At 65.6% G+C, this 23,435-nt stretch carries 25 protein-coding genes; 11 read left to right on the top strand and 14 right to left on the bottom strand.

What is annotated here, in order from left to right:
• Positions 1-29 precede the first annotated feature (29 nt).
• The 3 genes from ACXJ1Z_RS13465 to rpmF form a co-directional block, all read right to left on the bottom strand.
• On the bottom strand, positions 30-998 hold the full coding sequence (locus tag ACXJ1Z_RS13465) for a beta-ketoacyl-ACP synthase III (RefSeq protein WP_463777301.1): 969 nt from the start codon (positions 996-998) through the stop codon (positions 30-32).
• Entirely contained in the window at positions 998-2,065 is a 1,068-nt protein-coding gene (plsX, locus tag ACXJ1Z_RS13460) for a phosphate acyltransferase PlsX (RefSeq protein WP_463777300.1), read from the bottom strand. Before plsX ends, ACXJ1Z_RS13465 begins: the two co-directional genes overlap by 1 nt.
• A gap of 176 nt (positions 2,066-2,241) precedes the next feature.
• Positions 2,242-2,421, bottom strand: coding sequence for a 50S ribosomal protein L32 (gene rpmF / locus ACXJ1Z_RS13455; protein WP_463777298.1), 180 nt, complete (start codon positions 2,419-2,421; stop codon positions 2,242-2,244).
• Positions 2,422-2,615: 194 nt separating this feature from the next.
• On the opposite strand from rpmF, the gene ACXJ1Z_RS13450 reads away from it, so the two are divergent.
• A complete protein-coding gene (locus tag ACXJ1Z_RS13450; protein ID WP_463781253.1) occupies positions 2,616-3,008 on the top strand; it encodes an MAPEG family protein in 393 nt (130 codons plus the stop codon).
• A gap of 16 nt (positions 3,009-3,024) precedes the next feature.
• Complete coding sequence (locus tag ACXJ1Z_RS13445) at positions 3,025-3,324, top strand: putative quinol monooxygenase (RefSeq protein WP_463777296.1); 300 nt, start codon at positions 3,025-3,027, stop codon at positions 3,322-3,324.
• A 20-nt stretch (positions 3,325-3,344) separates the two neighbouring features.
• Here the strand turns inward: ACXJ1Z_RS13445 and ACXJ1Z_RS13440 are convergent, their stop codons facing one another.
• On the bottom strand, positions 3,345-4,022 hold the full coding sequence (locus ACXJ1Z_RS13440; RefSeq protein ID WP_463777295.1) for an MBL fold metallo-hydrolase: 678 nt from the start codon (positions 4,020-4,022) through the stop codon (positions 3,345-3,347).
• Between the two features lie 52 nt (positions 4,023-4,074).
• A complete protein-coding gene (locus ACXJ1Z_RS13435) occupies positions 4,075-4,722 on the bottom strand; it encodes a S24 family peptidase (protein WP_463777294.1) in 648 nt (215 codons plus the stop codon).
• A 98-nt stretch (positions 4,723-4,820) separates the two neighbouring features.
• On the opposite strand from ACXJ1Z_RS13435, the gene ACXJ1Z_RS13430 reads away from it, so the two are divergent.
• Together ACXJ1Z_RS13430 and ACXJ1Z_RS13425 are read left to right on the top strand one after the other, a co-directional pair.
• Positions 4,821-5,009 (top strand): hypothetical protein, encoded by a 189-nt coding sequence (locus tag ACXJ1Z_RS13430; RefSeq protein ID WP_463777292.1) that lies wholly within the window; start codon positions 4,821-4,823, stop codon positions 5,007-5,009.
• Positions 4,999-5,370 carry a hypothetical protein gene (locus ACXJ1Z_RS13425; protein ID WP_463777290.1) on the top strand — a complete coding sequence of 124 codons (372 nt, stop codon included), beginning with the start codon at positions 4,999-5,001 and terminating at the stop codon, positions 5,368-5,370. The genes ACXJ1Z_RS13430 and ACXJ1Z_RS13425 overlap by 11 nt, the downstream gene beginning before the upstream one ends.
• Positions 5,371-5,389: 19 nt before the next feature.
• Here the strand turns inward: ACXJ1Z_RS13425 and ACXJ1Z_RS13420 are convergent, their stop codons facing one another.
• The 6 genes from ACXJ1Z_RS13420 to ACXJ1Z_RS13395 all read right to left on the bottom strand — a co-directional run bounded on the left by ACXJ1Z_RS13420 (position 5,390) and on the right by ACXJ1Z_RS13395 (position 11,915).
• Positions 5,390-6,328 (bottom strand): NAD(P)-dependent oxidoreductase, encoded by a 939-nt coding sequence (locus ACXJ1Z_RS13420; protein WP_463777288.1) that lies wholly within the window; start codon positions 6,326-6,328, stop codon positions 5,390-5,392.
• Positions 6,325-6,786: an RES family NAD+ phosphorylase gene (locus ACXJ1Z_RS13415; protein WP_463777286.1), complete on the bottom strand. Its 462-nt coding sequence runs from the start codon at positions 6,784-6,786 to the stop codon at positions 6,325-6,327. Before ACXJ1Z_RS13415 ends, ACXJ1Z_RS13420 begins: the two co-directional genes overlap by 4 nt.
• Entirely contained in the window at positions 6,786-8,231 is a 1,446-nt protein-coding gene (gene cysS, locus ACXJ1Z_RS13410; RefSeq protein ID WP_463777285.1) for a cysteine--tRNA ligase, read from the bottom strand. Before cysS ends, ACXJ1Z_RS13415 begins: the two co-directional genes overlap by 1 nt.
• A 45-nt stretch (positions 8,232-8,276) precedes the next feature.
• Positions 8,277-9,185: a DMT family transporter gene (locus ACXJ1Z_RS13405; RefSeq protein ID WP_463777283.1), complete on the bottom strand. Its 909-nt coding sequence runs from the start codon at positions 9,183-9,185 to the stop codon at positions 8,277-8,279.
• Positions 9,182-10,996: a cobaltochelatase subunit CobT gene (gene cobT / locus ACXJ1Z_RS13400; protein WP_463777282.1), complete on the bottom strand. Its 1,815-nt coding sequence runs from the start codon at positions 10,994-10,996 to the stop codon at positions 9,182-9,184. The genes ACXJ1Z_RS13405 and cobT overlap by 4 nt, the downstream gene beginning before the upstream one ends.
• Before the next feature lie 172 nt (positions 10,997-11,168).
• Positions 11,169-11,915 (bottom strand): DUF4197 domain-containing protein, encoded by a 747-nt coding sequence (locus tag ACXJ1Z_RS13395; RefSeq protein WP_463777280.1) that lies wholly within the window; start codon positions 11,913-11,915, stop codon positions 11,169-11,171.
• Between the two features lie 68 nt (positions 11,916-11,983).
• Between ACXJ1Z_RS13395 and ACXJ1Z_RS13390 the strand changes: the two genes are divergently transcribed.
• On the top strand, positions 11,984-14,149 hold the full coding sequence (locus ACXJ1Z_RS13390) for a primosomal protein N' (RefSeq protein WP_463781252.1): 2,166 nt from the start codon (positions 11,984-11,986) through the stop codon (positions 14,147-14,149).
• On the opposite strand, the gene uraH is transcribed toward ACXJ1Z_RS13390, so the two are convergent.
• Together uraH and ACXJ1Z_RS13380 are read right to left on the bottom strand one after the other, a co-directional pair.
• Complete coding sequence (gene uraH / locus ACXJ1Z_RS13385) at positions 14,150-14,548, bottom strand: hydroxyisourate hydrolase (RefSeq protein WP_463777278.1); 399 nt, start codon at positions 14,546-14,548, stop codon at positions 14,150-14,152.
• 146 nt (positions 14,549-14,694) lie between these two features.
• On the bottom strand, positions 14,695-14,925 hold the full coding sequence (locus tag ACXJ1Z_RS13380; RefSeq protein ID WP_463777277.1) for a hypothetical protein: 231 nt from the start codon (positions 14,923-14,925) through the stop codon (positions 14,695-14,697).
• A 177-nt stretch (positions 14,926-15,102) separates the two neighbouring features.
• Here ACXJ1Z_RS13380 and ACXJ1Z_RS13375 point away from each other — a divergent pair, with 177 nt between their 5' ends.
• Complete coding sequence (locus tag ACXJ1Z_RS13375; RefSeq protein WP_463777275.1) at positions 15,103-16,659, top strand: cryptochrome/photolyase family protein; 1,557 nt, start codon at positions 15,103-15,105, stop codon at positions 16,657-16,659.
• Positions 16,660-16,710: 51 nt separating this feature from the next.
• Here ACXJ1Z_RS13375 and ada read toward each other — a convergent pair whose 3' ends face one another.
• Complete coding sequence (ada, locus tag ACXJ1Z_RS13370; protein ID WP_463777274.1) at positions 16,711-17,730, bottom strand: bifunctional DNA-binding transcriptional regulator/O6-methylguanine-DNA methyltransferase Ada; 1,020 nt, start codon at positions 17,728-17,730, stop codon at positions 16,711-16,713.
• Positions 17,731-17,989: 259 nt separating this feature from the next.
• On the opposite strand from ada, the gene ACXJ1Z_RS13365 reads away from it, so the two are divergent.
• The 5 genes from ACXJ1Z_RS13365 (at position 17,990) to ACXJ1Z_RS13345 (ending at position 22,907) form a co-directional block, all read left to right on the top strand.
• A complete protein-coding gene (locus ACXJ1Z_RS13365; RefSeq protein ID WP_463777272.1) occupies positions 17,990-18,544 on the top strand; it encodes a F0F1 ATP synthase subunit delta in 555 nt (184 codons plus the stop codon).
• Between the two features lie 13 nt (positions 18,545-18,557).
• A complete protein-coding gene (gene atpA / locus ACXJ1Z_RS13360) occupies positions 18,558-20,087 on the top strand; it encodes a F0F1 ATP synthase subunit alpha (protein ID WP_463777270.1) in 1,530 nt (509 codons plus the stop codon).
• Positions 20,088-20,172: 85 nt separating this feature from the next.
• Positions 20,173-21,048 carry a F0F1 ATP synthase subunit gamma gene (locus ACXJ1Z_RS13355; protein ID WP_463777269.1) on the top strand — a complete coding sequence of 292 codons (876 nt, stop codon included), beginning with the start codon at positions 20,173-20,175 and terminating at the stop codon, positions 21,046-21,048.
• A gap of 24 nt (positions 21,049-21,072) precedes the next feature.
• Complete coding sequence (gene atpD / locus ACXJ1Z_RS13350; protein ID WP_463777268.1) at positions 21,073-22,530, top strand: F0F1 ATP synthase subunit beta; 1,458 nt, start codon at positions 21,073-21,075, stop codon at positions 22,528-22,530.
• 119 nt (positions 22,531-22,649) lie between these two features.
• Positions 22,650-22,907 (top strand): ATP synthase F1 subunit epsilon, encoded by a 258-nt coding sequence (locus ACXJ1Z_RS13345; protein ID WP_463777266.1) that lies wholly within the window; start codon positions 22,650-22,652, stop codon positions 22,905-22,907.
• Positions 22,908-23,435 lie beyond the last annotated feature (528 nt).

The following is a 23,435-nucleotide window of genomic DNA, read 5'->3' as shown; positions in this document are numbered from 1 at the left end:
AGACACATTAGTTTACATTGCAGTCAAGCTTACATGCGGACGAGGCATGCGCCCCATGTAAAACCGCCGCCCATTGCCTCCAGCATCACCAAATCACCAGGCTTGATACGTCCATCGCGCACGCCGGCATCGAGCGCCAGCGGCACCGAGGCGGCGGATGTGTTGGCGTGCTGACCCACGGTGACGATTACCTTTTCCGGCGGCAAGTTCAGCTTCCGGGCGGTCGCATCGAGTATGCGCGCATTGGCCTGATGCGGCACCAGCCAGTCGATATCGTCTGTGGTCAGTTGCGCCTCGTCGAGCACTTCGCGCAGGACCGATGCCAGATTGACGACCGCGTGACGAAAGACCTCGCGACCCTTCATGCGCAGCTTGCCGATCGTACCGGTCGTCGATGCGCCGCCATCGACATAAAGCAACTGGTTGTGATTGCCGTCGGCATGAAGCTTCGTGGCGATGACGCCGCGTGGCGATTCGCCCGCCTCTTCGCGCGCTTCGAGCACGACCGCACCGGCTCCATCGCCGAACAGCACGCATGTCGTGCGGTCTTCCCAATCGAGAATACGGCTGAACGTTTCCGATCCGATGACCAGCGCGCGCTTCGCCATGCCGGTCTGCAGCATCGAGTCGGCCACGCCCATCGCATAGAGGAAGCCCGAGCAGACCGCCGCAACGTCGAAGGCGATGCCGCCATGACAACCCAGTTCATGCTGGACGATGGTCGCGGTCGCGGGGAACGTCTGGTCGGGCGTGGCGGTCGCCAGCACGATCAGGTCGATGTCCTTTGGCTCGAGCCCCGCGGCCATGATGGCTTTGCGCGAGGCCTCGATCGCCAGCGTCGCGGTGGTTTCGTCGGCTTGCGCGACGTGGCGCTGCCGGATGCCGGTGCGCTCGACGATCCACTCGTCCGTCGTGTCGACCCGCGCTGCGAGTTCGGCATTGCTGACGATGGTGCGCGGTAAGGCCGAGCCGGTTCCGATCAAGACCGAGCGGCGCATCAGGCGCGTTCCTCCATGGCCGTGGCTGGCCGCATGCGCAGGGATTCCTCTCCTACACGAGCAAGATCGGCGGTGATCCGATGGGTGACGTCGGCTTCGAGCAGACGCGCGGTGACCGCGACCGCGTTCGCAACGCCGGCCGCGTTGGCGCTGCCGTGGCTTTTTACGACGATACCGTTGAGGCCAAGAAAGACCGCACCGTTATGGTTGTTGGGATCGAGGTGATGCTTGAGCAGCTCCGTCGCCGGTCGCGAGACGAGGAAACCGATCTTCGAGCGCAGCGAGCTGGCAAAACTGCGACGCAGCAGGTCGCCCACGAAGCGCGCGGTTCCCTCGATCGCCTTGAGCGCGATGTTGCCCGAGAAGCCATCGGTCACCACCACGTCGACATCGCCGCGGCATACCTTGTCCGCTTCGGTGAAGCCGTCGAACGAGATGGAGAGGTCACCGGCGGCCGCCTTCAGCAGGTTGGCCGCATCGCGCAGCTCGTCGGTGCCCTTGGTCTCCTCGGTGCCGATGTTGAGCAGACGCACGCGCGGTGCCTCGCGACCCGTCACCACCCGCGCATAGGCTGCGCCCATGATCGCGAACTGCACCAGATTGCGGGTGTCGCATTCGGTATTGGCGCCGAGGTCCAGCATGACGACGTCGTTGTCGCCCAATGTCGGCAGCAGCGCGGCGAGCGCGGGGCGATCGATGCCGGGCATCGTGCGCAGCGACAGTTTGGCCATCGCCATCAATGCGCCGGTATTACCACCGCTGACGGCAGCGCCGGCTTCGCCCGACTTTACCGCATTGATCGCCAGACCCATCGACGTGCTCTTGGCCCGGCGTATCGCCTGGCTCGGCTTGTCGTCGCCTGAGATCACGCCATCGGTGTGAAGTATCTCGGACGAGGCACGCAAGTTGGGATGGCTGTCGAGCGCGGCCTTGATCCGCGGCTCGTCGCCCACGAGGAGGAACTTGAAGCGGTCATGCCGGCGGCGCGCAAGCGCGGCGCCTTCGATCATAACGCGCACGCCCTCGTCGCCGCCCATCGCGTCAATAGCGATCCGCGGCAAGCTCATGGGGTCTCTCCACATTGTAATCTGCGCAGGTTCTGGCCGGCGCCTCGAAGTCGAGCCGAAGCCAACAACGGCGGACGCGCCTCAAACCAAGGCGGCAAGAACGCGAACCACGTCAGCCGCCTCATGATGTGCCTCGCCTCCGGTTGCCGGCCAGCACGGCCGGCCACGGATCGAACTTACGCTTCGACTGCGACGATCTCGCGACCGTTGTAGTGGCCGCAGGCGGTGCACAGGTGGTGCGGCCGCTTCAGTTCGCCACAGTTCTTGCACTCTGCAAAAGCATCGACCGTAAGCGCGTCATGGCTGCGGCGCATGCCCCGGCGTGACGGGGAAGTCTTTCTTTTAGGGACAGCCATTTCGGCACCTGTTCCTGGAAAATCTGAGTTTCTGTCAAAAAGGCCGCCAGGACCATACGGACGAGACCATATGGGCCGGCGGCTTTGCGAAGGCGCGCCTATACCCGATTTCTGACGAGTTGCAAGCCGTAGTGGGGCAGTCCATGCTGATCCGATGCGCAGCGCCCGTTGCCGCGATCCCGGAGTACACCACCTTGATTTTGCAAACGACCTTGAGCCTGGCCGCAGCCGCGGCGATCATCAACCTGTGGCTGGGCGTGCGCACCAGTGCGATGCGCGTCGGCAAAAAGATCCTTCATGGCGACGGCGGCGATCCGCTGCTGCTCCAGCGGATGCGGGCGCAGGCGAACTTCGTCGAGTACACGCCATTCGTGTTGATCCTGATCGCCGCCATCGAAATGACCGGTAAAGGCGGTCGCTGGCTGGCGATCGTCGGATCGATCTACATGCTGGCTCGCGTCGCGCACGGATTCGGCATGGATCGCACCGACACCAACGTACTGCGCGCCGGCGGCATCATGCTGACGCTGCTGGTCCTGGCCGGGCTCTCGGCGGTCGCGGTGCTGATCGCGCTTGGGGTGATGTGACGATGAGCCTGGCTTCATGCTGCTGATCGTCGGATCCTTGCGCCTGCCACCCGAGAACCTCGATCTGGCACGGCCGGTCATGCGACGGATGGCAGAGGCCAGTCGCGCGGAGGATGGTTGCCTGGAATACGGTTACGCCGAGGATGTACTGGAGCCCGGCCTGATCCACGTGAAGGAACTATGGGCCGACCAGACTGCGCTCGATCGCCATTTCGCCGCCGCTCACCTGGCTGAGTGGCGTGCGGCCTGGCCCAGCCTGGGGATCGCCGATCGCAGATTGCGCAAATACGTCGTCGGGGAGCCGGAACCCACTTAGACCGTCGACGGCCAGGCGCATCAACGCAAAGCCGCGTCGCTCACGTAAGGATTTCCACGCCGTTCGTCGCCGAAAGTGCTGATCGCGCCATGGCCGGGAACGAAAGTCGTCTCGTCACCCAAAGGCCACAGGCGCCCGGTGATCGAATCGAGCAGCGTTTGCAAGTCGCCGCGTGGAAAGTCGGTGCGGCCGATCGAGCCCTGAAACAACACGTCGCCCACCATCGCGAAACGCGACGGCGCGTGGTGGAACACCACATGTCCGGGCGTATGCCCAGGGCAGTGATAGACGTCGAGCGTGAGATCGCCCACCGTCACCTGATCGCCATCGTCCAGCCAGCGATCGGGCTCGAAGCTGTGCGCCTCCATGTTCCAGCGCGGGCCATCGTCGTCGAGCTGCGCGATCCAGAAGCGGTCTTCCTCATGCGGACCCTCGATCGGCACGCCGAGTTCCTTGGCCAGTTCGCCGGCCAGCCCGCAGTGGTCGAGATGACCGTGCGTGACGAGGATCTTCTCGAGCGTTACGCCGGTCTTGACCAGCGCGGCCTTCAGCTTGTCGAGGTCGCCGCCGGGATCGACCAGCGCACCGCGCATGGTTTTCGTGCACCAGATCAGCGAGCAATTCTGCTGCAGAGGCGTCACGGGCAAGATCGCCACGCGCATTGGCGGCGACTGAGGCGATACGGAAGGCTGGGTCATGGCAGCCGAAATGGCCGGCCCGGCACGCGATTGCAACATGCACGCGATCCCGTCACAGCCGTCCGCTTTTCCAAACCACCCTGCCCAGCACTTCGACGTCGTGCCCGGCGCAGTCGATCGGGTGATAGATGGGGTTGTCACTGAGCAGGCGGAGGTGTCCCGGCCGGCTGGTGTCCAGATGCTTGACCACCAGCGCCCCATCCAGTCGCACCACGTGAATACCGTCGCGCCAGGCCTGCGGCGTCTGATCGACCAGGATCTCGTCGCCATCGCGCAAGGTCGGCTCCATCGAATCGCCGCGTACGGCGATGGCCGAAAGGCGGCCGGGCTGCAGGCCCTGGTCCCGCAGCCAGCGGGCGGAGAAGCGGAAGCTGCCGATCGCGTCCTCGTCCCCGGCCGCAGCGCCGGGCCCCGCCGATGCGAAAAGCGGCAGTCGCGGCACGTCGATCCACGCCCCCCGGCCCGAATGAGGCTGCTCGCGATATTTTTCCTGCGCTCCGCCCAGCTCCGTCTCTGCCACGCCGAAGAAACGCGCCAGCACCGCTCGGTCAGTTTCCTCCAGCTTGCGCGGGCTGCCCTTGCGCAGAAATTGTTGCAGATAGCTCGCGTTCTTACCGATCAGTCGCGACAGGCTCGCCAAACTGACCCCGCGTTCCGTTGCGAGGGCGAGCAGGCGAGCGCGGCAAGGATCGTTCTGCATGCTGCGACGGTAGACGAAGGAAATTTCCTAGACAAGTAGGATTTGAAAAGGAACAAACGGGGAACTGATCGAGTCGTCGCTGATGAGGGATGAGGTTTATGTTGCTGCGCCGGATCGAGCGCTTCCTGCAATCCACGGGGATGCCGTGGACCCAGTTCGGACGCCTCGCCGTGCGTGATCCGCGCATCGTCGCGGATATCCGCAACGGCCGCGAGCCACGTCCGGCGATGCAGCAGCGGCTCGAGCAATTCATGAACACCTACGAGGAGCAAAGCCATGTTCGTTGACCCTGCGCACCGTTGCGCGATGACCGAGGCGTTGCGCCGAGAAGGCGCGCGCGGCCCGTGGCTGGGATTGCTGCGCGAACTCGCGACGCTGGCGGGCACCGATGTGCAGTTCGTGCGCCATGCCGAACGGCCGTGGTCGACCGCGACGTTCGCGGGCGCCCGCCACAGCTTCACACTTACCTTCGCCGGTGCCGACGCGGTCGCGGCGGGCGAGAACCTCATCGCGGAACTGCCCGAACACGAATTCACGCTGAACGGTCGTCTCGTCGCCGATGCCAAGGTGGTGGCGGCCGAACATAGCCTGATCGATGGCCCGCGCCTGACCATCGAGGCCGAGCTGCTGGTGCTGGACGAGGCCTGACGGCCCTGCTTCCCCGTATCTAATAGCCCGCGCGAAGATCCACCTGATGCTGCAGCGGTTCACCCGCAAGGAACCGCTGCAGGTTACGCAGGAACCGTTCGGCGCCTTTCTGAAAGATCGTTTCCTGTGACCGGCCCGACAAGTGCATCGAGATATGGACGTTCGCGCGTGTCCAGAGTGGATGTTCGGGCGGTAGCGGTTCGGGTTCGGTCACATCGAGGAAAGCGCCGCCAAGCCGCCCCGCATCGATCGCGGACAGCAAGGCATCGGTATCGATCACCTCTCCGCGCGCGAAATTGAGGATCGTCGCTCCCGGCTTCATCGCCGCGAACTCGGCCGCTCCGAACATGCCGTGAGTCGCGGCGGTGGATGGCACCGCCACGATCACCCAGTCGAAATCGCCCAGCTTCGCGCGCCACGCCTCTGGCCGCAGCGTGCCCGGCGCGCCATTGCGGCGAACTTCGGTCACGGCGACATCGAATGCGCGCAGCAAGTGGCCTATGCGCCCGCCGATCGCGCCCGCTCCGACGATCAATGCCGAGGTGCCGGCAAGTTCGCCCCTGGCTGGCGGCTCGTCCAGCCATTGATGCCGATCCTGCGCGCGCACGACCTCGCGATAGCCCTTGGCGATGTTCAGCATGCCGAGCACCGCGTATTCCGCGACGGTGCCCGCGTGCAGCCCTGCCCCGTTGGTCAGCACGGCGCCGCGTTCGTCCATCAACGCCAGCGGTAAATGGTTGACGCCCGCCGCCACCGTGCTGAGCCAGCGCAGCTTCTCGGCACGCGCAACGGCTTCGGGCACCACGTCCGAACCGAACGAATCGAACCAGCCGATCTGGGCGCGAGGGGCAAGTTCCAGCAATTGCTCAGACGTTTCGAACCACAACGGCTCGATCGCGTCCGGCAGACGATGCTCGAGAAACGGGCGAGCGGACGAGGTGAACACGGCGACGGTCATGAGGCACTCCGGAAACGATCGAGCATCGGCGGGACATGGAGGCAGGCCGCGAAATCGAAGGGCTTGACTTGCAAGGGCGGCACGTCGGCTGCATCCGGGTGACGCGGGTTGAGCAGCACCACGTCCGCCTCGGGCAGTACGCGCGATGAAACCGCTGCCAGCAACCAGCGGCATTCGGCGAGCCAGATTTCGACCTCGGCGCGTATCAGGGAATCGTCTTCGCTATCGGTGAGCCGCCGCGCAACCGCGTCGATGTCTGTCCATCCCAGCACGAAATCGGTGGGCCATTCCGCACGGCTTGCCGGAAGGTAGCGTTGCGCGACAAGCACGTCGAGCCCCGCCTCGCTTGCGAGCGGGACGATCGGGGTGCCGATCGACGTGTAGCGGCCACCGTGCCTCATCGCGCCGGCGCCATCCAGCGCGACGTAGGGCGCCCGTGTAAGGCGCCAGAGCCGCATCAGCCCAGTTTCCATTCCCAGCCGAGCGGGTCGCCGTCCATCGCTTCGACTCCGCGCGCGGCAAGTTCGTCTCGCAGGCGGTCGGACGTCGCGAAATCCTTGTCCGCCCTTGCCGCCTTGCGGCGATCGATGATCGCGGCGATTTCGGCTTCGTCGATCTCGGCGGCCTTGGGACGCAATCGCAAGTCGGCGCGTGTCTTGCCGAACACGTCGAGGCCAAGCACGTCGTCCATCCGCTCGACCATGGCGCGTTTCGCGGCGGGATCGACTTTCTTGGCGGCAAGCACGTCTTCGAGAGCAATCAAGGCCAGCGGCGTGTTGAGATCGTCGGAAATGGCGGCATCGAACGCCTCCAGCATCGGCGCGAGCTTGGGATGCGTATCGTCGCCGGGTGGGACGTCGGCGAGACGCTCGGCGGCGATCAGCATGCGCTTCAATCGGGTCAGCGCGGCGGCGAGGTTATCCCACGAGAACTCCAGCTCGCTACGGTAATGCGCCTGCAGGCACATCAGGCGATAGGCGAGCGGATGGTAGCCGCGATCGATCAGCAGTTGCAGGCGCAGGAACTCGCCCGACGACTTGCTCATCTTGCCCGAGCGCTCGACGAGGAAGTTGTTGTGCATCCAGACGCGTGCGCCCGAGTTGGCCGGAACGTCGAGGCCGCAAGGATCGCCGGGCGCGCAGCAGAACGCCTGATTCTGCGCGATCTCGTTGGGGTGGTGGATCTCGCGGTGGTCGATGCCGCCGGTGTGGATGTCGAACGGAAAGCCGAGCAGATCGCCCGACATCACCGAGCACTCCAGGTGCCAGCCGGGCGCGCCCCGCCCCCACGGCGAATCCCACTCCATCTGGCGGTTTTCGCCCGGCGGCGTCTTGCGCCAGATCGCGAAGTCGGCGGCGTTGCGCTTGCCGGCGACGGGATCGATGCGGCCTTCGCCGTCATCGGTGACCTGCCGCGCGAGGCGGCCATAGTCGGCGACGGAGGCGGTATCGAAATAAAGGCCGCTCTCCAGTTCGTAGCAATGCCGTTCGGCGATGCTTGCGGCGAAGTCGATCATTTGCGGTACGTAATCGGTGGCGATCGACCACTTGGCCGGCTGGCGCACGTTGAGCGCCGCGATATCCGCCCAATACGCCTCGGTATAGTGACGCGCGATGTCCCAGATGGATTGGGCCTGCGCGCGCGCCATCTTCTCCATCTTGTCCTCGCCCGCATCGGCATCGTCGGTCAGGTGCCCGACATCGGTGATGTTGATGACGTGGGTAAGCTTGTAGCCCTTCCAGGTCAGCGTCCGGCCCAGCACATCGGCAAAGACGTAGGCGCGCATATTGCCGATGTGCGGGTAATTGTAGACGGTCGGTCCGCAGCTATAGACGCGCGCTTCGCCGGCGTGGACGGGCTCGAACGGTTCGAGGGCGCGGGTCAGGCTGTTGTAGAGCTTCATGCACGCGGACTTACGCAGGCCCTTTGCGCAGTCAAGTTCCGCCCATCAACTTCGATGCGCGAACAGCAGCAGTGCCACGCCTGCGGTAATCAGCGCAAACCCGCTCGCCTCGCGGGGGGAGAGCCACTTTCCCGACACGCGCCGGGTAACCAAGGCCACGATCGGCATCTCGATCAGGCCAAGGGTCCGCACGTTAGCCGCCAGTGTCAGCGAAAACGCCACGAACCATCCCGCCGAAGCCAGCGCCCCCAATGCTCCGGCACCCAGGCTGACGCGCCAGTGGCGTAGCGAGGCCTTCAAGGGCGCAGCTCCTCTCACCGCGAACCAGGCCATCAGCATGCCGCACTGAAGCGCCAGCGATACCACCAGCATCAGCAAACTGCGCATCATGAACGTGCCTTGCGGCACGGCCTCGATCCCAGCACGAAAGGCGATGGCGGATAGCCCGAACAGCGCGCCACTCGATACGCCGATAAGGACAGGGCGTACCTCGGCCAGCTTGGCCGTTCCATCGCCCGGCCGCAGCGACGACAGCACCACGCCGACGGTGACCGTCATGACTGCGAACCATCCGAGCGTCGGCAAGCGTTCGGCGATCAGCACCAGTCCCAGCAAGGCGACCGTGACCGGCTCGGTCTTGATGTAGGCATAGGCAACGCCGAAATCGCGCCGCGCCATCACCTCGAGCATCAGCGCCGTCGCGCCAATCTGGCTCGCCGCGCCAAGCAGCATCCACGCCAGCGCCGACAAGCCGGGCATCGGCAACGCCTCACCCGAAACACCAAGATACCCACCGAGAAACAGGACCGCGAAAGGCAGGCCGTATACGAACCGCACTTGCGTGGCGCCAAGCGTGCCGATCTCCTTGGTCAGGCTCGATTGCAACGCATTGCGCACGACCTGCGCGGTCGCGGCCAGCAGCGTGAAGGGCACCCAGAGGTAGGGAGAGATCACTCCTCCTCGAACAAGCCCGCCAGCTGTTCGATCATCGTGCCGCCCAGCTGCTCGACGTCCATGATCGTCACCGCGCGGCGGTAATAGCGGGTGACGTCGTGGCCGATGCCGATGGCGACGAGCTGCACCGGTGACTGGCGTTCGATCCAATCGATCACGCGGCGCAGGTGCGCTTCGAGATAGCCGGCGCTGTTGACGCTCAGGGTCGAATCGTCGACCGGCGCGCCGTCGGAGATGACCATCAGGATGCGGCGGTCTTCCTGCCGGGCGAGCATGCGGCTGTGCGCCCACAGAAGGGCCTCGCCGTCGATGTTTTCCTTCAGCAGGCCCTCGCGCATCATCAGGCCAAGGTTCTTGCGTGCACGCCGCCAGGGCTCGTCGGCCTTCTTGTAGACGATGTGGCGCAGATCGTTGAGGCGGCCGGGATGCTGCGGCTTGCCGCTGGCGAGCCAGGACTCGCGGCTTTGCCCGCCCTTCCAGGCACGGGTGGTGAAGCCCAGGATCTCGACCTTGACGCCGCAGCGCTCCAGCGTGCGCGCAAGCACGTCGGCGCTGATCGCGGCAATGCTGATCGGCCGTCCGCGCATCGAGCCGGAGTTGTCGATCAGCATGGTGACGACGGTGTCCTTGAACTCGACATCGCGCTCGATCTTGTAGCTCAGCGACGATCCCGGCGAGACCACCACGCGCGCCAGCCGCGCGGCATCGAGCATGCCTTCTTCCTGGTCGAAGTCCCACGACCGGTTCTGCTGCGCCATCAGCCGGCGCTGCAACCGGTTGGCAAGCCGCGTGACGATGCCCTGCAAGCCCTTCAACTGCGCGTCGAGGTAGGCCCGCAGCCGGGTCAGTTCTTCCTCATCACACAAGTCATGCGCGCCGACGACTTCGTCGAACGCCTCGGTGAACACCTTGTAATCGAAGCTTTCGGGGATGTCGGTCCATGGACGATTGGGGCGGACCGGCAGCATGCCTTCCTCGCCCTCTTCGCCATCCTGGCCATCCTGCATCTCGTCGGAGTCTTCGCCTTCGGCCTCACCTTCGCCGTCGTCCTCGCCTTCGCTCGGCTCTCCGGCCATTTCAGTGGGCTGCTGTTCGTCGCCGGAATTGTCACCGGTCTGCTCTTCCTCGGTCGGCTCGTCGCCGTCCATGTCGTCGGCGTCTTCAGGTTCCTGCGGCAGTTGCTCGGTGCGGGTGAGTTCCAGATGCTGGAGCATGTCGAGCGAGAGCGACTGGAACGCCTTCTGGTCGTCCAGCGAGCTGGCGAGCGCCTCGAAGTCGGCGCCGGCCTTCTGCTCGATCCACTTGCGCAGCATGTCGACACCGGCGACCGCGTTCTTCGGAATTGGCTGTCCGGTGAGATGCTCGCGCAGCAGCAGCGCCAGTGCCGACTGCACGGGAACCTCGTCCACGCTGCCCGCGCGATTGATCGGGTCGGATCCCATCCGCACGCCCAGCGCAGCATCGAGATTGTCGCGCATGCCGGCGAACTTGTTGGAGCCCAGCGCTTCGTAGCGGACCAGTTCGACCGCGTCGTAGCAGGCGCGTGCGGACGGCTCGAGCGGAGCGCTGCGCTGGTGCAGCCGCTCGTCGTGATGGCGCAGCTTGAGCGCGAAGCTGTCGGCAAAGCCACGCGCCTGCATCGCCGCGGCGCGCGGCAGCGTGCGGCCCGGCATCGGCACGCGGAACGTAGGGCCGGTGGAACTGGGCGCATCGGCGGTCCAATTGACCTCGACCTCGGGCTCGGCCGCGATGGCGCGGCTGGCGCCGGCGAGGACGGACTTGAAGCGATCTGCGGGGGATTCGTCTGACATGTGAAGAAAACGCTAGAGCCGGGCGAGTGGTTCGACAAGGCGTCGCGAAGGGCGGCTGCCCCCGGCATCACGCAGCGCGGCGGGAATCGCGGATGCCTGATGCCCAAGCCTCGTCATCCACGCGAGCGCGGGAATGACGAGGATGTTGCGGATCAAGCGCCCAAGCGAGTGCTTACCCTCCAAAAGCCCTAGCCATCAGCGCATCGCCGCTCTTGCCCGGCTCGCGACGGATCGCGGCTTCCTCGCCGCCGATCTCGAACCAGATCGCATTGTCGGCACCCAGCGCGAGCGCATGGGCGGCATCGGCCATGTCGACGTTCTTGAGCGCGGCGACCGCCTGGCTGATGATCGGATCGTCGGCGGCGCGCAGCAGGCGGTCCATCGCCGGGATCATCGCGTTGACCAGCGTCGGACCAACCTTGGTGCGCAGATAGCTGGTGGCGGCAGTGGCCGGGCCGTTCACCAAAGCATCGGGGTTGTCGAAAGTCAGGGTGCGAATCGCTTCGGCCACTTGCGGCGCGGCGGCGCGGGCGCCGTCCTCGGCGATGATGTTGAGGCGGTGCTGCAATTGCTCGCGGAACTTGGCCTGACGCAGCACGCCAGGCATGCCCTTGGCCGATTTGCCGAACAGCACCGGCATGTTGATTCGCGCCACGGCGCTGTTCCAGAAGCCGTCGGGCGCGGTCAGGCGATTGAAGGCGTTGCGGGTCGACAGCTCGAGCAGGCGACGCGCTACTTCGGCGGATGGCGGCGCGGCGGCGGCACCGGCAGCCCCTGCGGTGGCTGCGGCTCCGCCCGCCCCCGTGGCCGTGGTGCAACCCGACAGCAGCAGCATGCCGAAGACCGCCGCACCCGCGCCCAAAAGGCTGCGACGCGCCAGCGGCGACTGAGCGTCAAACTTCGAACGATCCTCAAACATGCCCAAATCCTTCACCTGTGTATCCCCGAATGCCTATATGCGCGACGATGCCCGCTCCCATGCCCCAAATCGAACGCGTCCGCCTGCTTGTTTTCAACGCTGTGCTCAGTGTTCTCGACTACCGCGTTCCCGAGGGGATGACGGTCGAGCCCGGCACGGTCGTACTTGCTCCGCTGGGCCCACGTCAGATCCTGGGGATCGTATGGGAGCCGGAACGCCTGAACGGAGCGGAAGTGCCGGACACAAAGCTGCGGGCTTTGCTGGAGATAATGCCGGTTCCTCCCGTGCCTGCCCGATTGCGGCGGCTGATCGAATGGACGGCCGATTATTACTGCGCCTCGATGTCATCGGTCGCGCGCATGACCCTGGCCAGCAGCGCCGCCTTGCGCGGGGGCGGAACCACGACCGAATACCGCCTGACCGGCGCGGAACCCGCCCGCCTGACCCCGCAACGCGCCGCCGCGCTGGATGCCTTGCAGGGCGAACAAGGGTCGATTCGCGAGCTGGCCGAACTCGCGAGCGTGTCGGACGGCGTGTTGCGCGGGATGGTCAGTGCGGGACTGCTGGAGCCGGTCGTGGTCGATTGTGATCGACCTTATCCCCCCGCCCTGCCCGACTTCGCCGAACCCAGGCTCAACCCCGGCCAGCAGGAGGCGGCGGATACCTTCGTCGCCGCCGTCAGCGAGCGCAAGTTCGCGCCGTTCCTGCTCGACGGCGTGACCGGCTCGGGCAAGACCGAAACCTATTTCGAGGCCGTCGCCGAGGCGCTGCGTACCGGTCGCCAGGTGTTGGTGCTGCTGCCCGAGATCGCGCTGACCGAAAATTTCCTGCGCCGCTTCGAACAGCGCTTCGGCACGCCGCCGATCCTGTGGCACTCCTCGCTCAAGGCAAGCGAACGGCGCCGCGCCTGGCGCGCGATTGCGCATGGCCAGGCGCAAGTGGTAGTGGGCGCGCGCTCGGCGTTGTTCCTGCCCTACGCCAATCTGGGTCTGATCGTGGTGGACGAGGCGCACGAGGTGTCGTTCAAGCAGGACGACGGGGTGCGCTACAACGCCCGCGACGTGGCGGTGATCCGCGCGCGGTTCGAGGCGATCCCGGTGATCCTCGCCAGCGCCACGCCCGCGCTCGAATCGCTGCAGCTGGCCGAGGCCGGCGTCTACACCCGCATCGAATTGCCCGACCGCTTCGGCGGCGCCCAGATGCCCACGATCAAGATCGTCGACTTGCGCGAGGAACCGCCCGAGCGCGGCCGCTGGCTCGCGCCGCGGCTGGTCGAGGAAATGAAGCTGCGCCTTGCGCGCGGCGAGCAGTCGCTGCTGTTCCTCAACCGCCGTGGCTACGCCCCGCTGACGCTGTGCCGGCATTGCGGCCACCGCTTTCAGTGCCCCAACTGCACCGCCTGGCTGGTCGAGCACCGCTTCTCCAGCCGCCTCGCCTGCCACCATTGCGGACACGAGACTCCGGTGCCCGAGACCTGCCCCGAGTGCGGCACCGGCGACTGCCTTGTCGCCTGCGGCCCCGGCGTGGAGCGCATCGCCGACGAAGTGGGCGAGCTGCTGCCCGACGCGCGGGTGGCCGTCGTCACCTCCGACACGCTGAACTCCCGCGAGGCGGTGGGCCGCTTCGTGGCGCAGGCGGAGGAAGGCGCGATCGACGTGATCGTCGGCACGCAGTTGGTGACCAAGGGCTACCACTTCCCGGAACTGACGCTGGTGGGCGTGGTCGATGCGGACCTAGGCCTCGAAGGCGGCGACTTGCGCGCGGGCGAGCGCACCTACCAGCAGATCGCGCAGGTCTCGGGCCGCGCCGGCCGCGCCGAGAAGCCGGGCGAAGTCCTCATCCAGACCCGCCACCCCGAAGCCGCGGTGATCGCCGCCCTCGCCTCAGGGGATCGCGACGCCTTCTACGCCGCCGAAACCGAAAGCCGCCGCGACGCCGGCGCGCCCCCCTTCGGCCGCTGGGCCGCGATCATCGTCTCGAGCGAAGACCAGTCCGAAGCCCAATCCGCCGCCCGCGCCATCGGCGGCACCGCCCCCAACCACCCCGACATGCTGGTGCTGGGCCCCGCCCCCGCGCCGATGGCGCTGTTGCGCGGCCGCTATCGCTATCGCCTGCTGATCAACGCGCGGCGCTCGGCAGAACTGCAAAAGGCGCTGGCGGAGTGGCTTGGGCCGCTGCAGTTCCCGCAGGGGGTGCGGGTAGCGATCGATATCGATCCGTACAGCTTCGTGTGATCAGTTGCCGCGATAGGTCGAATATCCGAAGGGGCTGACGACCACCGGCACATGATAGTGCGCCGCCGCGTCCGTCACCTGGAACACTAGGTCGATCTCGGGAAAGAACGGTTGTGCGCCGGAATGCGCGTAGGCGGTCATGTCGAACTGCAGCTTGTAGATGCCGGTCCTGAGCGACTTGGCGTCGCCGAACGAGCGCACGCGGCCATCGGCATCCGTCTTGGCACGCGCGACCTCGGTCCAGGCGCCGGCAGCACCCTTTTGGAGCAGAACGACAGGCACGTCCGCGCCGCCGACACCCTTGGCGAGATCGAGAACATGCGTCGATATCTCCGCGGCGACGGCCGGCAGGGGCAAGAGCGCGGCCGCCGCGGATATTACAACAAGACTGGGCTTCATGCGTCTGCCTTCAGATCGTGATACGCTGCGCCGCTAAGCGCCCGGAGGGAGGCAAAGTTGCCTGCCGCTTCATTGACCCAGCACACTCGATCGGCATGGCGGCGCGACAACGATGCCCACGCCGCCATGCCGTTAGCCTGCGAAACTCAGTGCCGGACGGGTTGTGGGTGAGCTTGAGCCTGGGCCTGCTTTTTCGCGGCAACCTTGGCGCGGTGATGGCCGACGGCACAGCCGACCGCCGCTCCCGCTACTCCGTGCCCCTTGCCGACGAAGTGACCGCCAACCCCGCCGACAGCGGCTCCCTTCAGGCACCCTGCAGCGAACGAGGGACTTGCTACCGACAGAGCCAACAAGGCTGCGACACCGATCTTGAGCATAAAATCTCCTTTGGAAGGTTCTAGCCAAACACCGATCGTCGCCCCTGGTTCGCGGGGCACCCCCGGCGATACACTTAATTACAGCTGCCATCTCGGGGCCGGTGCTTTGTTTCGATGCCCCACACGTACCAAAGGGTAGGCCCCCATCGCCCGCCTCGCACGTTAGCCTAGGTCGATATGACCACTCTCGTTCCCATCCTCGGCGACCAGCTCACGCATTCAATCGCCAGTCTCGACGGCTGCGACAAGGCCTCGACAATCGTGCTGCTGATGGAGGTCTGGGACGAGACCATCTACGTGCGCCACCACAAGCAGAAGATCGTCTTGATCCTTTCGGCGATGCGCCACTTTGCCGCCGAGCTGGAGGCGCAAGGGTGGCGGGTCGATTATGTGAGGCTGGACGATACGGACAACACCGGCAGCTTTTCCGGCGAAGTCGCCCGCGCCGCCGAGCGCCACGAGGCCACAGCCGTGCGCGTGGTGGAGCCGGGCGAGTGGCGCGTCGCGGAGATGATGCGCGGTTGGCCCAAGGCGCTTGACCTCCCGGTCGAGGTGCTGGTCGACGACCGCTACTTGTGCTCGCGCGACGAGTTCACCGCCTGGGCGCAGGGGCGCAACCAGCTGCTGATGGAGACCTTCTACCGCGACATGCGGGTGCGCACCGGCTTGCTCATGCACGACGGCAGGCCCGAGGGCGACCGCTGGAACTACGACAAGGAGAACCGCGCCAGCCCCGACATGTTCATGCAGCCGCCGCCCGTCCCCGGCTTCCCGCCGGACAAGGTGACGCGCGAGGTGATCGCGCTGGTAGAGACGCGGTTCGGCAACCACTTCGGCAGTCTGGAGCGATTTCGCTGGCCGGTCACCGCCCGCCAGGCGAACAAGGCCCTCGACCGCTTCATCGCCGAGCGCCTGCCCGAATTCGGCACCTATCAGGATGCGATGAAATGGGGCGAGGACGACCTGTTCCACTCGTTGCTGTCGACCTCGCTCAACCTGGGGCTGCTCGATCCGCTGGAGGTCTGCCGCCGCGCCGAGAAGGCCTATCGCGCCGGCAAGGTGCCGCTCAACGCCGCCGAGGGCTTCATCCGCCAGATCATCGGCTGGCGCGAATACATCCGCGGCATGTACTGGTTCGAGATGCCCGGCCTGCGCGAGGCCAACGCGCTCGATGCGCAACGCCAGCTGCCCGAGTTCTACTGGACCGGCGAGACCAAGATGCGCTGCATGGCGGACTGCGTGCGCTCGACCCGCGACAACGCCCATGCACACCACATCCAGCGGCTGATGGTGCTGGGCAATTTCGCGCTGATCGCCGGGGTGAAACCGCAGGACGTGGAGGACTGGTTCCTGGTGGTCTACGCCGATGCCTACGAGTGGGTGGAACTGCCCAACGTCGCGGCGATGGCGCTGTGGGCCGACAAGGGCCGGCTGGCCTCCAAGCCCTATGCGGCGAGCGGCAACTACATCAACAAGATGTCAGACTACTGTGGCGCCTGCCACTACGACGTGAAGGCGAAGACCGGCCCGACGGCATGCCCATTCAATCCGCTCTACTGGCACTTCCTGGTGCGGCACCGAAAGCTGTTCGAAAACAACATGCGGATCAACCGCGTGTATGGGACGTGGGACAAGATGGAGGCGGGCAAGCGCCAGGCCTATCTCGATACGGCCGAAGCATTCCTGGCCGAGCTAACACCAGCGGCGAAGGGCTGGGCGCGAGCGGAAACGTGAGCTTGCGCCCTCGCTGTCCGATAAACGGACGAGGAAGGGCGGCGGCGCTCTCTATGCCCCCTGCTCCCGCTTCAACAATTCGCGTTTGATATCGAGGCCATAGGCATATCCGCCCAGCGATCCATCACTGCGCACCACGCGATGGCAGGGGATCAGCACCGCGACGTTGTTCGCGCCGTTCGCCGAACCGGTCGCGCGCACGGCGCCCGGCCTGCCCACCGCCGCCGCGATCTGTGCATAGCTGCGGGTCTCGCCCTTGGGGATGCGCTGAAGTTCCTGCCAGACCGCCTGCTGGAACGCCGTACCCTGAACGTCGAGCGGGATCGTGCGCGATTGCCCCGGCTGCTCGACGGCGGTAATCACCTGCGACAGCAGTTCCGCAAAGGCGTCTCCACCCTCCACCAGCTTGGCACGGGGAAACCGCCGCGCCAGCGCTTCGGCGCCTTCGTCGAAGGAGAGACGGCAGACACCCTTGTCCGTCGCCGCCACCAGCATCCAACCCAGCGACGTGGGCACTTGAGCCCATCGGATGGTCACACCGGTTCCACCGTCCCGCCATGCCGATGGCGCCATGCCCAGCCTGCCCTCGCTCGCCGCATAGAACCGCGAAGGCGCCCCATATCCGGCGGCATAGACGGCATCCGTCACACGCGCACCATCGCTCAAGGCATTGCTCGCGCGGTCCAGTTTCAACGCGCGGGAATACGCGGCGGGGCTCAACCCGGTCGCGCGGGTGAACACGCGCTGGAAGTGCGCCGGCGAATAACCCGTCTCGCGCGCCAACTGATCAAGCGTCACGGTATCGCCCCGGCGTAGAAGCGCGAGTGCCGCGCCGATGGCGGCATCGTCGCGGGCGATCTCACCCGGGCGGCAGCGCTGGCAAGCGCGCAGGCCGGCAGCTTCGGCGGCTACGATCGAGTCATAGAACCGCACGTTTTCGCGCAGGGGATGACGCGCCGGGCATGACGGCCGACAGTAGATGCCGGTCGAATGCACGCCGGTGAAGAAGCGTCCGTCGGCACTGCGATCGCGCGCGCGCACTGCGGCCCAGGCTTGTTCCTCATCGATCATCCTTGCTTCTCTTACCTGTCCAGCCGAGCCTTCGACACCGCTATATCGCAAGCACGATGCCGCCGCTTCCCGCATCTTGCGTTCAAACCTCTGGTACCTGTCGCCAGACGCCGTACCCCGCCTTGCATCGTCGCGGAATCGTCGCTATGCGCCGCCCGGACCGGGGGAGACGGAGCGCGATTTCGCGCCTTGTCGGCGTGTCCCGGCACACCTGATGCCCAGAGCCAGTGCTCGGGCCAGTTGCAAGGATAGGACGCGCGTGGAGAATTCCGGCGGTATCAAGGCCAGTCTGCAGGGGCGCTACGCATCTGCTCTGTTCGACCTCGCCAGCGAGCATGGCACGGTTACGGCTGTGGAGGCCGATCTCGACAAGGTCGAGCAAGCCATCCGCGAAAGCGCCGATTTCGGCGCGCTGATCCGCAATCCGCAAGTCAGCCGCTCTGATGCGGCGAAGATCATGGACGCGATCGCGCCAGTGCTCGGCCTGTCCGACCTGACCAGGAAGTTCATGGGCGTGCTGGCGGAGAACCGCCGCCTGTTCGCCCTGCCCGAAATCATTCGCGCTTTTCATTCGATTGCCGCCGCGCAGCGTGGCGAGGCGACCGCCGAGGTCACCTCCGCTCACCCGCTCGACGAAGGCCAGATCGAGCAGCTTCGCCAGAAGCTCGAAGCGCGCGAAGGCCGCAACGTCAAGATCCGCACCAGCGTGGACGCTGATCTGCTCGGAGGGCTGATCGTCACGATCGGTTCCAAGCGCATCGACAGCTCGATCCGCACTCGTCTCAATTCGCTCGCCCAGGCCATGAAGGGCTAAGAAGGAAAACCCTATGGACATCCGCGCCGCAGAAATCTCGAAGGTCATCAAGGACCAGATCGCCAGCTTCGGCACCGAGGCCCAGGTCTCCGAAGTCGGCACCGTGCTGTCGGTCGGCGACGGCATCGCCCGCATCCACGGCCTCGACAACGTCCAGGCGGGCGAGATGGTCGAATTCAACGGCGGCATCCAGGGCATGGCGCTCAACCTCGAGGCCGACAATGTCGGCGTCGTGATCTTCGGGTCGGACTCGACGATCCGCGAAGGCGACAGCGTCAAGCGCACCGGCACCATCGTCGACGTTCCCGTCGGCAAGGGCCTGCTCGGCCGCGTCGTCGACGCGCTGGGCAACCCGATCGACGGTAAGGGCCCGATCGTCGCCGAGAAGCGCGCCCGCGTCGAGAGCAAGGCTCCGGGCATCATCCCGCGCAAGTCGGTGCACGAGCCCGTGCAGACCGGCCTCAAGGCGATCGACGCGCTCGTCCCCGTTGGCCGCGGCCAGCGCGAGCTGATTATTGGCGACCGTCAGACCGGCAAGACCGCCGTCGCGATCGACACCTTCATCAACCAGAAGGGTCCGAACGCCGGCACCGACGAGAACAAGAAGCTTTACTGCATCTACGTCGCCGTCGGGCAGAAGCGCTCGACCGTGGCGCAGATCGTCCGCCAGCTCGAAGAGAACGGCGCGATGGAATACTCCATCGTCATCGCCGCAACCGCGTCCGAGCCCGCACCCCTGCAGTACCTCGCGCCCTACACCGGCGCCGCGATGGGTGAGTTCTTCCGCGACAACGGCATGCACGCCGTGATCGTGTTCGACGACCTTTCCAAGCAGGCCGTCGCCTATCGCCAGATGTCGCTGCTGCTGCGTCGTCCTCCGGGACGCGAAGCTTACCCCGGCGACGTGTTCTATCTGCACAGCCGTCTGCTTGAGCGCGCTGCCAAGATGAACGACGAACTCGGCGCAGGCTCGCTTACCGCGCTGCCGATCATCGAGACTCAGGCGGGTGACGTTTCGGCCTACATCCCGACCAACGTGATTTCGATCACCGACGGCCAGATCTTCCTTGAGACCGGCCTGTTCTACCAGGGCGTGCGTCCGGCGATCAACGTCGGTCTCTCGGTCAGCCGTGTCGGTGGCGCCGCGCAGACCAAGGCGATGAAGAAGGTTGCCGGCTCGATCAAGCTGGAGCTGGCGCAGTACCGCGAGATGGCGGCGTTCGCGCAGTTCGGTTCGGACCTCGACGCCTCGACCCAGAAGCTGCTCAACCGCGGTGCGCGCCTGACCGAGCTGCTCAAGCAGGCGCAGTTCTCGCCGCTGTCGATGGAAGAGCAGGTCGCCTCGATCTATGCCGGCACCAACGGCTATCTCGACGCGCTGCCCGTCAGCAAGGTGACCGAGTACGAGCGCGAGATGCTCAGCTTCCTGCACTCCGAGCACCCCGAAGTGCTCGCCGAGATCCGCGACACCGGCAAGTTCGAGGGTGAAACCCCCAAGAAGCTGGCTTCGGCGCTCGCAGAGTTCGGCAAGCAGTTCGCGTAAAACCTCTGTGGCCCCGGAGCGTCGCTCCGGGGCTCACGGCGGCACCCGATCCCGGAACAGTCCGGGATGACGATTGGAGTTTAGAGTGGCTTCGCTGAAGGAACTCAAAGGCCGGATCAACTCGGTCAAGTCGACCCAGAAGATTACCAAGGCCAAGCAGATGGTCGCGGCCGCGAAGCTGCGCAAGGCGCAGGCTGCTGCCGAAGCCGGGCGTCCTTATGCCCAGCGCCTGGCCGAAGTCATGGCCTCGCTGTCGAGCAAGATCATCGTCACCGACAACAGCCCCAAGCTGCTGTCCGGCACGGGCAGTGACAGCGTGCACCTGCTGGTCGTCGCGAACTCGGACAAGGGTCTGGCCGGCGCGTTCAACTCGAACATCGTCAAGGCCGCGCTGGTCACCGCCCGCCGGCTTGAGGCCGAAGGCAAGACCGTGCTGTTCTACCTGATCGGCCGCAAGGGCCGTCCGGTGATCCGCCGCAACTATCCCAAGTCGATCCTCCACATGTTCGACACCACCGACGTGCGCACCCCCGGTTTCGACGAAGCCGAGACGATCGCCGACGAGCTGGTGAAGCTGTACGAGGAAGGCCGCTTCGACGTGGCGCACCTGTTCTTCTCGAAATTCAAAAACGCGCTGACGCAGGAGCCGACCGAGCAGCAGATCATCCCGGTGCCCGCGCCCAAGGTTGCGGCTGCCAAGAGCGATGCCGTGGTCGAGTACGAGCCGGACGAAGAGGAAATCCTCGCCGCCCTGCTCCCGCGCTACCTCAAGACCCAGCTGTTCGGCGCGTTGCTGGAGAACATGGCGTCCGAGCAAGGCGCGTCGATGACCGCGATGGATAACGCCACGCGCAACGCCGGCGACCTGATCAAGGCCCTGACCATCCAATACAACCGCAGCCGCCAGGCCGCGATCACCACCGAACTCGTCGAAATTATCGCTGGCGCCGAAGCGCTCTAAGCACCCGAAGGCAAGGAAACGAACATGGCAACCGCCCCAGTGCTAAACCAGACTACGACTGGCAAGATCAGCCAGGTCATCGGCGCCGTCGTCGACGTGAGCTTCGAAGGCGAACTGCCGCCGATCCTCACCGCGCTCGTCACCGAGAACAACGGCAACAAGCTCGTTCTCGAGGTCGCGCAGCACCTCGGCGAGAACACCGTGCGCACGATCGCGATGGACGGCACCGACGGGCTGACTCGCGGCCAGAGCGTGTCGAGCACCGGCGCGCAGATCACCGTTCCGGTCGGTCCCAAGACGCTCGGCCGCATCATGAACGTCATCGGCGATCCGATCGACGAGCGTGGTCCCGTCGGCTCGGACATGCACGCGCCGATCCACGCCGAGGCTCCTCCGTTCATCGACCAGTCGACCGAAGCGTCAATCCTCGTCACCGGCATCAAGGTTATCGACCTGCTCGCGCCTTATGCAAAGGGCGGCAAGATCGGCCTGTTCGGCGGCGCCGGCGTCGGCAAGACCGTGCTGATCCAGGAGCTGATCAACAACATCGCCAAGGGCCACGGCGGTGTGTCCGTGTTCGCCGGCGTGGGTGAGCGCACCCGCGAAGGCAACGATCTGTATCACGAGTTCCTCGACGCCGGCGTTATCGCCAAGGATGCCGATGGCAACGCCACTTCGGAAGGCTCCAAAGTCGCCCTGGTATTTGGCCAGATGAACGAGCCTCCGGGTGCCCGCGCGCGCGTCGCGCTCTCGGGTCTGACCATGGCCGAGTACTTCCGCGACCAGGAGGGCCAGGACGTGCTCTTCTTCGTCGACAACATCTTCCGCTTCACCCAGGCCGGCGCCGAAGTGTCGGCTCTGCTGGGCCGTATTCCTTCGGCCGTGGGCTACCAGCCGACCCTGTCGACCGACATGGGCCAGCTGCAGGAGCGCATCACCTCAACCAACAAGGGCTCGATCACCTCGGTTCAGGCGATCTACGTGCCTGCGGACGATTTGACCGACCCTGCGCCAGCCGCCTCGTTCGCCCACTTGGACGCTACGACCACGCTGAACCGCGCCATCTCGGAGCTGGGCATCTACCCGGCGGTCGACCCGCTCGACTCGACGTCGCGCGTGTTGTCGCCTGCCGTCGTCGGCCAGGAGCACTACGACACAGCGCGCCGCGTTCAGGAGACCCTGCAGAAGTACAAGTCGCTGCAGGACATCATCGCGATCCTGGGCATGGACGAGCTCTCCGAAGAGGATAAGCTCACCGTCGCCCGCGCACGCAAGATCCAGAAGTTCCTCAGCCAGCCGTTCCATGTGGCCGAAGTCTTCACCGGCATCTCGGGCAAGTTCGTCCAGCTCGAAGACACCGTGAAGTCGTTCAAGGCCGTCGTCGAAGGCGAGTACGACCACCTGCCCGAGAACGCCTTCTACATGGTCGGCGGCATCGAAGAGGCGGTCGAGAAGGCCAAGAAGCTGGCCGAAGAAGCCTGATCATCTGACTTGCCCCTCCCGCCAGCGCGGGAGGGGCGGGGCGATCTGCACGCACGCAGCCTCCTCCCCTGCCCAACCCCGGCCCTAGTCCAGCGTGGCCAGGGAAAGGAAACGACACCATGCCTCTTCACTTCGAACTCGTGACCCCTGCCGCACTCGTGCGCTCGGAAGAAGTCCATATGGTCGTCATCCCCGGCACCGAGGGTGAGATGGGCGTACTGGCGGGCCACGCGCCCTTCATGACCACGATCAAGGACGGCCCGCTCAAGGTCTATCGCACCGAGAACGGCGCACCGGAAGAAATCCTGATTCAGGGTGGTTTTGCCGAAGTCGGCGCCAATGGCCTGACCGTCCTGGCTGAGCACGTCGAAGGCTGATCTCCCATGACCTTGCTCCCATGAAGAGCAAGGATCGACTGCGAATTGTCGTCAGAACCGAAAGCCGTCAGCGTTTGCGCTTTGCGGTGCGCGCATGGAAGTCAGGTGGCTTTTTGGCAACCCAGCCGAGGAACCTGACGACTGCCGGTTCTTGCCGAAGAGTCTCAACATCCGCTCCGCGCCGCGCGAGATCAGCGTTAGCGAACGTCGCGTGCAGCGTACGATGACAGATCGGATGAACCGAAACCGTTACGCGCCCGCCGCGACTCTTCGGCACGGGATGATGGCGCTCGATGCGCGAGCCCAGTGCGCGCTCGCACAGCCAGCAAGTATCGGGCGACATGACGCTCATCTCGCGTCGAGATAGGAATGGCCCGGGCTTCGTGCCACCGTCCGCCTCGCCATCCGAAAAGCGTTCGTTGACGATCGTGGCTCGTACAAATGCTTTTGGGAAACCCTCGCCAATGGGTCCGTCTGCAACCAACTCGTCGATCGCATCGGTCGGACCCGCGATGCCATCAGCGCCGG

Source organism: Novosphingobium sp. TK46 (assembly GCF_055361525.1).
The sequence above is the reverse complement of the archived record's forward strand: the minus strand, read 5'-3'. Positions and strand labels throughout refer to the sequence as shown.